Genomic DNA, 12295 nt, shown 5'->3' with positions numbered 1-12295 from the left:
CTCTGCAATACTTTGTGGTGATTGTGGTTTATTACTTTTTTGGATAAGCTTGATGTTTTTTTATAAGTGACTGCTCATCATCTGCTCTGCCTTTGGTTAGAACTTTTGAAGTGTACTTGGCGTTTTTGACGGTCTACTTTATTTTGGAGAAGTTTGATGGTTCTTTTAATCCGTTACTTCTCTCTCTTCGTTCGCCAAGTACTGCTCATCATCTGCTCTGCCGGAGGCAGTCGCAGTGATTCGCAGCAAAGAAAGCAGTAACGCGTGGCGTTTTAAAAACTCAGCGTCCTGCCTTCTAAAGAAATTATTTAAGCACTAATAACAATGCAATAACTACACCTAGAATAGGAACCGCTTCGATCAAGGCAACCCCGATAAACATTGTTGTTCTTAGTTGTCCAGCCATTTCTGGTTGGCGTGTCATTGATTCGATTGTTTTTGAGATAACTTTTCCGTTACCATAAGCTGCTCCGACTGCTGCTCCGAAAACTGCGATTGCTGCTGCTATATAATTTAATCCGTCCATTTTTGTTTTCCTCCTAAGAAATAGTTGTTTTCATTTATTGTTTATTCTTCGACTTCAACTTTATGAGCCATGTAAACCATTGATAATGTTACAAAAATAAATGCTTGAATTCCGCCGATAAATAATGAGAAGGCTAACCAAATCATTTCTAGCGGTATTGCGAGTGGAATTGTCCAAAGTCCAACGCTGGATACAAGTCCGGCAATTAGTCCAAGTAATACTTCACCGGCAAAAATATTTCCGTACAAACGTAGTGCCAACGTAAGCAAGTTCGTAAATTCTTCCATCAACTTGATTGGCATTAAAAAAGATACCGGACTTAAAAAGCTGTTTTTGAAATATCCTTTTAAGCCAAAACGACTAACACTGAAGAAATGTGTTAAAGCAATCATAATCAATGCTAGTGTTAAGGTAACCATTGGATCGGCTGTTGGGCTCTTCCAATATGTGTAATCCCCGATAGCCACTTTTGTTACTAACCCAATAATGTTAGCAACTAAAACGAACATAAACATCGTGAATGCTAGCAGGTGAAAATTTGTTACTTCTTTACTCGGCATATTGTCGGTAATGATACTTCGAACAAAATCAATGAGATACTCAATGACATTTTGTTTGCCTTTAGGTTTTATTTGAATATTCCTTGTGCAGAAATATACTATCCCAAAGACAATGACACATGTTAGCAGAACCATTAAGCAAATCGTTCCGTCAAACCAAATTGGCCCAATCTTGAAGAGTAGTGTCTTCTCTTCCAAATTATTTCACCTCTTTTCCGACAAACTTGCGAGAAGCTTAAAAAGGCTTCTATTTCTTAACCACACGTATCATACCACCAACGATGAATAATTTCAAAAGAATTTCATGAAAATTTGACACTTCTTTTAATGTGACAAAATATTAAAAGAATAGAGTCCCACTGGTATTCGATAGTACGAAGGTCGGTTACTGAAAAAACGATGAAAACTCATCAGTTTCCTTACACTCTACCAAATTTTTCACATAAGATAAAGCAAAGAAAACAAATATGCGAAAAAGAATAAAATAGCCTAATTAAAAGAGTTCATTTTATTCTTAAACACTTGAATTCTATTCCATTAACGCAAACTTTCTTTTAGGGTACGACTGATTTCTCGATTGATCTCTTTGCGTTTTAAATCTTCACGCTTGTCATATTGTTTCTTCCCTTTTGCAAGACCAATCAACACTTTAGCATAGCCGTTACGGATATATACTTTTAACGGGATGATCGTAATTCCCGTATTTTTTGTTTCAGCAATCAATTTTGCAATTTGTTTTTTGTGTAACAATAATTTTCTTGTTCTTAAAGGATCATGATTAAAAATATTCCCTTGCTCATAGGGACTGATGTGAACATTGAGCAGATAGGCTTCATCATTTCTGATTCTAGCAAAGCCGTCTTTCAAATTGATTCGTCCATTGCGAATTGATTTGATCTCTGTTCCTTGTAAAACAATTCCTGCTTCCATTGTATCAACAACAGTATAGTCATGGCGTGCTTTACGATTTTGGGCAATCAGCTTACCTTCCCCTTTTGGCATACCCATTCCTCCAGTTTCTATTTATTCTTTTGTTTCTTACTTTTTTTCTTTTTCGCTACTTCTTTATAGAAAGGTTTTTTGCCTTTTTTCTTATTCTTCTTTTGTGTAAATGGTTTTTTATCACTATTTTTATGATCTGAACTGCGTTTTCGGCGATTATCCTGACGTTTCTTTTGTTTCGGTGCTTCGATTCTTTCTACTTCTTCCGCTTCAAGAAACTCAAAATCGATTTCTCTTGTTTCAGGATCAGCTTTATCCACTTTTACCTTAACTTTTTGACCGATTTTCAACGTCTTTCCGGTTCGTTCACCAACAAGAGCCATATGATTCTCAATAAAATGGAAATAATCTTGTTTCAAGTTATTGACATGGATCAACCCTTCAATTGTATTCGGAAGTTCTACAAATAATCCGAATCGAGTAACTGAGCTAATGATCCCATCATATTCTTCACCAATTTTATCTGCCATAAATTCAGCTTTCTTCATTGAGTCAACTTCACGTTCTGTCTCAACCGCTCGACGCTCCATTCTTGAGCTGTGATCTGCAATATCAGGTAAGTCCTGTTCCCATTTTTCTTTTAGCTTTTCGGAGACATTCCCTGCATAACTGCGAATCAATCGATGCACGATCAAGTCTGGGTAACGACGGATCGGTGAGGTAAAGTGAGTATAGTACTCAGCAGCCAAGCCATAGTGCCCATAGTTATCTTCTGAATAACGAGCTTGTTGCATACTACGCAATAACATTGTATTGATCACAGCTTCTTCTGGCTTATCTGCAACTTGTTCTAAAACTCTTTGCAAATCTTTAGGTGTAATATCTGCCTTCGTGCCTTTGACTAAAATGCCTAAGACAGCGGCAAAATCGAAGAATCGCTGCATTTTTTCTTCTTTGGGTTGTTCATGGATTCGATAAATAAACGGTAGTTTCAAATCATTGAAATGCTTCGCTACCGTTTCATTGGCTGCAAGCATAAATGATTCGATCAAACGTTCACCAACGCCTCGTGTCCGAAGTAAGATATCATGTGGGTGACCTTCTGCATCCACTAAAACTTTTGCTTCACGATCTTCAAATGAAATTGCGCCACGGTTTTCCCGCATTTGTTCGAGAATATGGTGAAGTTCTCCCATTTCTTTAAACATGGTTAGTAATTTTTTATAACGTTTCATCGTTTCTGGTTTTTCTTCTTCTAAAATTTCATTGACTGCCGTATAGGTCATCCGTTCAGTCGTTTGGATCACACTTTGGAAAATATCATGCTTCACGACATGACCTTCTGGTGTTATTTCCATCTCGCAACTCATTGTAAGTCTCGGCACATTAGGATTCAACGAACAAATGCCATTAGATAAACGTTGCGGAATCATCGGCACAACTCGGTCAGTCAAGTACACGCTAGTCCCGCGTTCATAAGCTTCTTGGTCTAACTCACTGCCTTCTGTTACATAGTAAGAGACATCTGCAATGTGCACGCCTAAAAAATAGTTGCCGTTCGTCAATTTTTGTACTGTTACTGCATCATCTAAATCTTTGGCATCTTCCCCATCGATCGTGACGATCAGTTGATCCCGTAAATCTCGACGACCTTGTATATCGGTCTCTGAAATAGTCTCTGGCACTTTGTCCGCTTCAGCGATCACTTCATCAGGAAAACTAGTTGGAATACCGTGAGCCACAACGATCGACAAGATATCCATACCAGGATCGTTTTTATGCCCCACTACTTTTTTGACGATTCCTTCTAAACTTTTTGGATATTCTTTTTCTGGATAGTGGGTCACTTCTGCGATCACAATACTACCGTCAACTGGTTTGATTCCTTGAGCTGCGATGTTAAACGTCAGCCCAGTCATTTTTTTGTCTTTTGGAACTGCATAGCCATATAAATCGGTTTCGTTGACTTCTTTTTCATCATAGGCGATAAATTCACCGACTACCTGAGTAATTGCACGTGTTTTAATTGCTACAACTTTACCTTCAGCACCTCGGTCTGAAAAAGCATCTGCTGGTTGTACGATATCAATTACAACAATATCGCCATCCATAGCAAAGTTAACTGCTTCTTTTGGAATATAAACGTCTGCTTCTTCAGGGTCGATTGTTACAAACCCAAAGCCTCGTTCATTAGCACGGAAAGTTCCTTCGATGTCACCATTTTTTTGCGGCAAACGGATCTTGCCTTTTTTGTTAAATTCAACTAATTTTTCACGTTCCATGGTTGCAATGGTTTGAACTAACAATTTAAAGTCTGAGCTTTTTTGTAGTTGCAACCCTTCTGCGATTTCTTCCATGGAGACACTTTTTTTCGGATGATTTTCCATGAAAAACAGGATTTTCTCCTTGATTGTTTGTTTTGTCATTCTTTCCCCTCATTCCAAGACAATGTATTCAAAAATGTGACTACGTCTTGTTCTAATTGTTTATGATCTGGTCCAATCGTTAGTACATGACCACTATCTGGATACCAGTTTAATGTAAATCGTGTTTGGGTCAGCGCTTCAGCCGTTTTATAAACACCTAGCGGATCGATCATTTGATCCTTACCTGCTTGTCCCATAAAAACAGGAACCTTGATTTGATCAAGTTTATTGGCCGTCTGTTCTGAAAAATTTTCAATATCTTTTAATTGCGCGAAAGAGGCTTCTTTGATTTTGACCATCCGCTGTGCTCTTTCTTCATTTGGCACATCAGCCGTTTTTAACACTTTATCTGCATATAAAACAAAATTTTCCGGAACTGTGTTTTTTACTGGGAAAATCGGTGAGCAGAAAAAACCGCCACCTATAATTCCTGCCACCTGACTTGTCAATGCCTCCATTGTAAAAATTCCACCCATCGAAAGACCAAAAACGGCAATTTCCTGATACCCTTTTTCTTTTAAAAACTGAACAGCCTCAATTGTATCCCGCTGCCAATCACTTGTTGTCTTTTCTAAAATATCTTCTGGCGCAACGGTTGCATGACCCGAAAAATTGGGGGAATAAACAGTATAATTTTCTTTTTCTAAATAACGACTCAGCATACGCACATCGTTGCTGCTTCCTGAATAAGCGTGCAAGAGTAATACTGCACGAGAACCATTTTGCGTAAATAATGGTTTAGGTAGACTTATTGTTTTCACTTCTCAATTCACCTCATCCTCATTTTAGCACATTATCCTTTGAAAACCTTATGAAAAGAAAGGTTTTCCTGTAACTTTTCATAAGTGCCTATTCAATTTTTTAAAAGAAAAAAAGCCCCTCAGTAAATGAAGGACTTCAAAGTTCTTACTTTGATGATAATAATACTAAAATAAATAATAGTAACATCCAAACTGCACCAATAATTGCTGTTGCACGTTGCATAACAGCTTCAAATCCACGTGCTTTTTGCTTACCGAAAAGTTTATCTGCGCCACCTGTAAATGCACTTGCTGCACTGTTTTGTTTACTTGGTTGCATCATAACGGCAATAACCATCACTACTGAAAGGATGATTACAAGTGTTAAAATAAAATTATACATAGTCTAATTCTCCCTTATTCACAAAATACATCTATTATACTTTAGCATATTTTTCAGACAAATACCAGTTCAACTTTCGTTACTAGTTTAAAAAAGATCTGTGCTGGTCTAATCCAACACAGATCTTTTTTCTATTTTCTTAAAACGTCCCCATATTCAGGTTTTGTATCAAACTCTTTTTTAGCAAAAGGACAAAGCGGAATGATTTTCTTTCCTTCACGGCGTGCTTTTTCTACACCATTTAAGACCAATTTTTCCGCTAGTTTTTGACCTCTGTATGTAGGGTCAACAAAAGTATGATCGATGATCATCATTTTATCACCAGCATTCGACCAAGTCATCTCACCAATTTCTTGATTTTCATCATTAAATAATACAAAACGATTTTCTTCTTCTTTAATTTCCATAGCTATTTGCCATCCTTTCGAATGTATTTTAGAGCTCCACTTGGGCAGGTATTGATTACACGGATATCATCCTCGATACCACCATTATCAGCTATAATCCATGGACGACGGCCGACTTCAAAAATAGCTGGATTTCCACGAACACAGTTTCCAATATGGGCACAAATATCTTTGCTGTAAAAAATGTCCAGATCTTCACCCGAATATTTACGAAACCCTTCCTCTAAAAGCATCTGTTCTGCAACTGCTTTATCGTTTATTTTACTTCCATCCATCTTGTTTTCCTCCCAATGTATAAGCTAACCTATAAACTTTAGCTAACAATAACATTACGTCTGTTTTTTATCAATTTCTTATACTGATTCTAACAACTTAAGTCATTTGGTGCAACTATCTTTTCTCGCTGACAACACTCACTTTCTTTATTGTACTCAGTCATTCTTGGCACGCAGAGAGGACAGAATAGAAACAGTATCCACTACTTCTTGTAAAACTGCACCAAATAACGCTGGTATAATTCCCGTACTTGCAATCAACATCAAGATTGTACAAATCAAGATCCCGATCAAGACAGATTGTTTGGCGATTTTCATTGTATCTTTTGAAATCTTTACAGCAGTACTTACTTTTTCTAGGTCATCTTTTAAAATAACGGCATCTGCTGTTTCACTCGCAGCTGTAGCACCATGAGCCCCCATTGCAATGCCCACATCTGCAATAGCCAAAGAAGGCGCATCATTTACACCATCTCCAATCATGATTACTGGACGGTTGGAAGCTGGAATTTTCTTTATCACATCAATTTTATCTTGGGGTAAGCATTCTGCGTAAACTTCTGTAATCCCAACATCTTTAGCAATCGTATCTGCAACTTTTTGATGATCTCCTGTCACCATCAGCAAATGGTTCACGTTGAGTTTACGAAGTTCTTCCATTGTTTTTTTCGCCTCTGGACGAATAGTATCTGTAAAAGTAATATATCCTAAAAATACTTCATCCTGAGAAATGTAAATCGTCGTCTGATCTACAATTTTTTCTATTTTTTGAGGTGAGACAAATGCAGGTTTTCCCACACGAATCTCTTTTCCTTCAATTATAGCTTTTACCCCTGAACCTGTTACTTCTGCTAAATCAGATACTTCTTTTAATTTTTTTGGCGTATCTTTATAGGCAAGGAGTGAGCGCGCCAAGATATGGCTTGACTCTTGTTCAGCACTTGCTGCTAACGCCAACAATTCTTCTTTGGAAATACAGGATTCTGGTACAATTTCAGCTACTGATAAGGCACCTTTTGTAATCGTTCCAGTCTTATCAAAGGCAACTGATTGTGTTTCCGCCATTTTCTCCAAGGTCGTTCCTGTTTTTACAATGATTCCGTTTCTACTTGAACGGCTCATTCCAGCAACAAGTGCGATTGGCGCTGCCAAAATCAACGGACATGGTGATGCCACAACCAACACTTCAGCAAATCTAGTTGGGTCTTTTGATACAAACCAAGCAACACCTGCAATTATATACGCAGTAATCGTAAATGGAATAGCGTAACGATCCGCCATCCTAACAAAGTGAGCTGGTTGTGACTCAGATTCTCTGACTAGTCTAACAATCGTTTGATATTGGCTGTCTGCTGCACTTTTTTCCGCCTTCATTGTAATAGAGCTATCCCCATTGATTGATCCAGACATCAATGGATCCCCTTGATTTTTATTTTCTGGGCGAGATTCTCCAGTTAATGAAGATTCATCAACAGTTGATGATCCTTTTATGACAACCCCATCTACTGGAACTATTTCTCCTGGCTTTACGACTAGCTCATCATCAACTTTGACTTTCTCAGCACTGATATCCAGTAGAGTCCCGTCAACCAACTGATGAGCCTTTTGAGGTGAGTTATCAAGTAATGACTTTAATTCTTTATTGGCTCGTTTAGCAGCGTAGTCTTCTAAAGAATCACCACCAGTCAGCATGATCAAGATCATCAAACTTGCCCAATACTCACCTACCGCTAGTGTCGCTACAATCGCTGTAATCGCTAATATATCTACTCCATATCTCCCTGATTTTAAGGTTTGAATCATTTCAACCAACATAGATAAAGCCATTATCGAACCTGTGATCACAATGATGCCAAATGCTAAAGAAGCTTGGTGAAAAACAAGTTCAAATAATAGCGCTAAAATACCTGTAACGATTGTTATGATCAATTTCGTTAAATGTTTCATTTTTACACCCCCTTTTTTACTCTTCTCGGCCTCTATTACTAAGATTACGCTCAGTTAAACAAATAACAAAGGTAAAAGCCTTAAATGAAAATGATTGTCATTCTTACTAAGTCAACATAAAAAAAGTGTGCAACACTTCCTCTTCTTGGAAATGTTGCACACTTTTTATTTTTATAGGTTAAATCACACGTTTCTTCTTTTTGATTTTTCTATTTTCACTTCTTTTTTCAAATTCATGTACTGCTCTAGTCATAAATAAAGAAATGTAGTTAAAAATTGATCGACTACCTAAAATCAACGGCAAGTAGAAGAGTACATTTCTTGTGAACAGTGAGGTCAACATAAAGAAATCGCCAAAGAATAAGAAACAAGCAATGAATGCAACCAATAGCAAACCAATCATGATTTGTTTTTTCAAATCAAGTGGTCGAGCTGCTTTTAATAACACTTGAAAACCAACACAGCCAGTTAGCAAGACGCACATCGTGGAAACATCTTGATGGGATAAATCAAACCAAATACCAGCTAGTTGCAAGACTAAAATATTAAAAACAACTGTTAAAGCGCCTGGAACTGAGATTCGCAATATATTCGTTAAAAAATGTCCTTTAATCCGTTGATAATTAGGTTCTAACGCCAAAATAAAGGAGGGAATCCCTACTGTTAAGGTATTGATCGGTGTTAATTGTAACGGCGCAAATGGATAAGGTAAGAATAAAAAGATAAATGTTACAGCCAGAATCGCTGAATAGATCGTTTTAACCATATACATCGATGCCACTCGTTCGATGTTATTGATTACTCTGCGCCCTTCATTCAAGACTTGAATCATTGAACTAAAATCAGAATTCAACAACACGACATCGGATACTGTCCGAGCTGCATCACTTCCACTAGCCATTGCAACACTAACATCCGCTTCTCTTAGTGACAGGATATCATTGACGCCATCACCCGTCATACACGTTGTATGTCCATTTTGTTTTAAGGCTTGAATCAACTCTCTTTTTTGATAAGGGGTTACCCGGCCAAAAACAGTTGTATTTTCAACCAATTCATTAAAATCTACTGAATCGGAAATCGTACTCATATCGACAAAATTTTCTGCACCGGCGATTCCTGCTTGCTTCGCTATTTGTGCTACGGTAATTGGGTTATCTCCTGATATAACTTTTAGGGTAACATCTTGTTTGGCAAAATAAGAAAAAGTATCCACTGCATTCGCACGAATCGTATCCGCAATAATAAAAATCGCAACAGTCTCTTTTGTTTGTGGTAACTCCGGTCTAGTTAATTGTTCAGAAAAATGAACTAAGATCAACACACGATCTCCTTGCTCATTATAAGGAGCTAACTTTTCTCTTAAATCCGCCGGAACTTCTGAATAAATAAATTCTGGTGCCCCCATAACAAAAGATCCTTTTTCTTTAAACGTCACACCACTCCATTTTCGATCGGAAGAAAATGGAATCACTTCTTTGACTTGCCATTCAGTTTTAGCTGAAGGAAATCTCGTTCTCAGAACTTTAGCCGTAGCATTTTGATCGGATAAACCAGCCATCATTTCACTCATTGCACGTTCAATTTCACTAGCTGGAAAGCCTGCTTGAGGAATCAGTTCTTTAAAGGTCAACGTCCCATCAGTAATTGTACCGGTCTTATCCAAGCAAATCGTATCAACACGAGCAAGCGTTTCTATACATGATAGTCGCTGGATCAACGTTTGTTTTCTAGCTAAGTTAGCAGCACCGACGGCAAACGCAACACTCGTTAAAAGCATCAAGCCTTCCGGAATCATACTGATCAACGCACCTGAAACCCCTAAAACAGTTTTAGGAAATGACTGTGTCGACTGATACTGTGACCAAAAGAGCAATAAACCAATAGGAACAATGGCAAATGTTAATCCTTTGATCAAAAGATTCAACGAATTCATTAGTTCAGAAGTTGATGGTTTTTCTGTCTTAGCCTCTTTAGATAGTTTGGAAACAAAGTTGTCTTCTCCCACGGCATTGATTTTAACAAAGCCCAATCCAGCAGTAATAAAACTACCACTCATGATTTTATCGCCATTTTGTTTTGTGATTTTGTCCGATTCTCCTGTTAATAAGGATTCATCTACTTCCATTCCCTCTGCGTGTAAGACGATTCCGTCTGAAGGGACTTGGTTTCCTAAGGATAGAACTAAAACATCCCCTAATACAATTTCATCTTGAAAAATCTTTAGTAATCGGTTATCTCTTAAAGCTGTAACTTCTGTTTTATTGACGATCGATAATTTGTCGATCGTTTTTTTGGCATGGATTTCTTGAATCACACCAATTGCTGTATTTATGATAATGATCCAGAAAAATAAAGCATTTTTAGGATATCCCACAGCAAAAACTGCTACTGCCAAAAATAAGTTGATAAAGTTAAATAACGTCAATGAATTATCTAAAATAATTTGTTTTGTCGTTCTAGATAGATCTTCGACTTCCTTATTATATTTTCCTTCGGTATAAAGCTGTTCGACTTCTTGATCGGACAACCCTTTAATAGTGGTTGGAATCCGAATATCATTAGTGTTGACTGATTGCGTGTTTTTTTCAGATGAAAGAAACGCTTCACTATCTATATCTCTTTTTTTCCTAAACCATTTTTTCATATTTTCATTCACCTTTTTCTTGCTGTAATTAAATCTATTGTAGAGGAATTCATGGATTATTTCAGATAACTAGTTTAAGTTTACACTTTTTTTAACCATTTGCACAAAATGAAGGTACTCTGATCAAAAATTCGTGAAAAAAAGAAAGGCTAAATTTTTAGTCTTTCTTTTTTAGTCTATTTTTACTGGGAGTTGGTTGAAATTATGAATGTCTCACTCATAACAGAGTGAGACTCGTATGTTTTCATCGATTCCTCGACCCATTGTTATTTCAATCCACTCACTCACAACAGAGTGAGACTGTGAAAACAAGCGATTATCTACGAAAAATCAGTGACAATCACTAAATTTCCACATAAAACTATTTAAACATTAAAATAAAATGATAAAAAGCTCTAAATAGCACTTATATCTGTACTTTTTTTGGTGCGAATCTCCCAGTAATTTTATGGGCACTTAGGGTTCGCACCAAAATGAGCTGGTGATTTCTTATTTCCAGAAATCATCGAAAATAGAAATTGGCATGTGACGTTTATGCTGTGTTTTTTTATACCAACCTTCAATTGTTTCTTTGGCTTTCTCTGATACTGTTTTTCCTTCAACATAATCATCGATATCATCATAGGTTACCCCAAGTGCTACCTCGTCGGCTACTAAAGGTTTGTCGTCTTCTAAATCAGCAGTCGGGATTTTCGTATATAACTCAGCAGGAGAACCTAACTCTTTTAATAAAGCCTTGCCTTGACGTTTATTTAAACGGAATAATGGTAAAATGTCCGCTCCCCCATCACCAAATTTTGTGTAAAAACCAGTAATATTCTCAGCAGCATGATCCGTTCCAATCACAGCCCCTGATTTTTCGCCTGCAATCGCATATTGGACGATCATGCGTTGTCGTGCTTTCATATTTCCTTTATTGAAATCATTGATTGGAACACCTGACTCTTCAAGAGACAGAACACAGGCTGAAATCGCTGGTTTGATATTAACTGATAATGAGACATCAGGTTGAATAAAATCTAAGGCTTTTTTAGCATCAGCTTCATCTGCCTGTTCACCATATGGCAAACGAACCGCAATAAACCGATAGTCTTCATCTTTGGTTTCGTTGCGCATCTCTTCCATCGTTAATTGAGCAAGTCGACCTGCTAGTGTCGAATCTTGGCCACCGCTAATTCCTAAAACAAACGTTTTTAAAAAAGGATATTTATATAAATAGCTTTTCATAAACTCAATACTTTTACGAATTTCTTCCTTTGGATCTATTTGTGGTTTGACACCTAATTCTTCGATAATGGCTTTTTGTAACGATTCCATAGAAAATTCCTCCTAAATTTAAGAGCTGAACGAGCTCGTTCAGCTCTGACAGGAAAATAGGGAAACATGTTTGTGACGCTTTTTGTCACAGGCAGATTTCATCTT

At 37.2% G+C, this 12295-nt stretch carries 11 protein-coding genes; all 11 read right to left on the bottom strand.

Annotation, left to right across the window (positions count from 1 at the left end; genetic code table 11):
• Nucleotides 1-304: 304 nt before the first annotated feature.
• Nucleotides 305-526: a F0F1 ATP synthase subunit C gene (atpE, locus tag A5819_RS12065; protein WP_069654656.1), complete on the bottom strand. Its 222-nt coding sequence runs from the start codon at nucleotides 524-526 to the stop codon at nucleotides 305-307.
• 41 nt (nucleotides 527-567) lie between these two features.
• Nucleotides 568-1284, bottom strand: coding sequence for a F0F1 ATP synthase subunit A (atpB, locus tag A5819_RS12060; RefSeq protein WP_086279026.1), 717 nt, complete (start codon nucleotides 1282-1284; stop codon nucleotides 568-570).
• Between the two features lie 339 nt (nucleotides 1285-1623).
• Complete coding sequence (gene smpB / locus A5819_RS12055; RefSeq protein WP_086279025.1) at nucleotides 1624-2088, bottom strand: SsrA-binding protein SmpB; 465 nt, start codon at nucleotides 2086-2088, stop codon at nucleotides 1624-1626.
• A 17-nt stretch (nucleotides 2089-2105) separates the two neighbouring features.
• Nucleotides 2106-4454, bottom strand: coding sequence for a ribonuclease R (gene rnr, locus A5819_RS12050; protein ID WP_086279024.1), 2349 nt, complete (start codon nucleotides 4452-4454; stop codon nucleotides 2106-2108).
• Nucleotides 4451-5215, bottom strand: coding sequence for a carboxylesterase (locus A5819_RS12045; protein WP_086279023.1), 765 nt, complete (start codon nucleotides 5213-5215; stop codon nucleotides 4451-4453). The genes rnr and A5819_RS12045 overlap by 4 nt, the downstream gene beginning before the upstream one ends.
• A gap of 145 nt (nucleotides 5216-5360) precedes the next feature.
• Entirely contained in the window at nucleotides 5361-5597 is a 237-nt protein-coding gene (secG, locus tag A5819_RS12040) for a preprotein translocase subunit SecG (protein ID WP_010765524.1), read from the bottom strand.
• A 131-nt stretch (nucleotides 5598-5728) separates the two neighbouring features.
• Nucleotides 5729-6004 carry a GNAT family N-acetyltransferase gene (locus A5819_RS12035; RefSeq protein WP_086279022.1) on the bottom strand — a complete coding sequence of 92 codons (276 nt, stop codon included), beginning with the start codon at nucleotides 6002-6004 and terminating at the stop codon, nucleotides 5729-5731.
• Nucleotides 6005-6006: 2 nt separating this feature from the next.
• Entirely contained in the window at nucleotides 6007-6279 is a 273-nt protein-coding gene (locus A5819_RS12030; protein WP_086279021.1) for a (4Fe-4S)-binding protein, read from the bottom strand.
• Nucleotides 6280-6435: 156 nt separating this feature from the next.
• Nucleotides 6436-8226, bottom strand: a complete 1791-nt coding sequence (locus tag A5819_RS12025) for a heavy metal translocating P-type ATPase (RefSeq protein ID WP_086279020.1) — start codon at nucleotides 8224-8226, stop codon at nucleotides 6436-6438.
• Between the two features lie 178 nt (nucleotides 8227-8404).
• Nucleotides 8405-10873 carry an HAD-IC family P-type ATPase gene (locus tag A5819_RS12020; RefSeq protein WP_086279019.1) on the bottom strand — a complete coding sequence of 823 codons (2469 nt, stop codon included), beginning with the start codon at nucleotides 10871-10873 and terminating at the stop codon, nucleotides 8405-8407.
• 489 nt (nucleotides 10874-11362) lie between these two features.
• Nucleotides 11363-12190 carry an ammonia-dependent NAD(+) synthetase gene (gene nadE, locus A5819_RS12015; RefSeq protein ID WP_086279018.1) on the bottom strand — a complete coding sequence of 276 codons (828 nt, stop codon included), beginning with the start codon at nucleotides 12188-12190 and terminating at the stop codon, nucleotides 11363-11365.
• Nucleotides 12191-12295: the final 105 nt, after the last annotated feature.

Origin of the sequence: Enterococcus sp. 7E2_DIV0204, assembly GCF_002140855.1 — a bacterium.
Classification (GTDB): domain Bacteria; phylum Bacillota; class Bacilli; order Lactobacillales; family Enterococcaceae; genus Enterococcus_L; species Enterococcus_L lemimoniae.
Note: the sequence above shows the minus strand (reverse complement) of the source record. Positions and strands in the feature narration are given on the sequence as shown.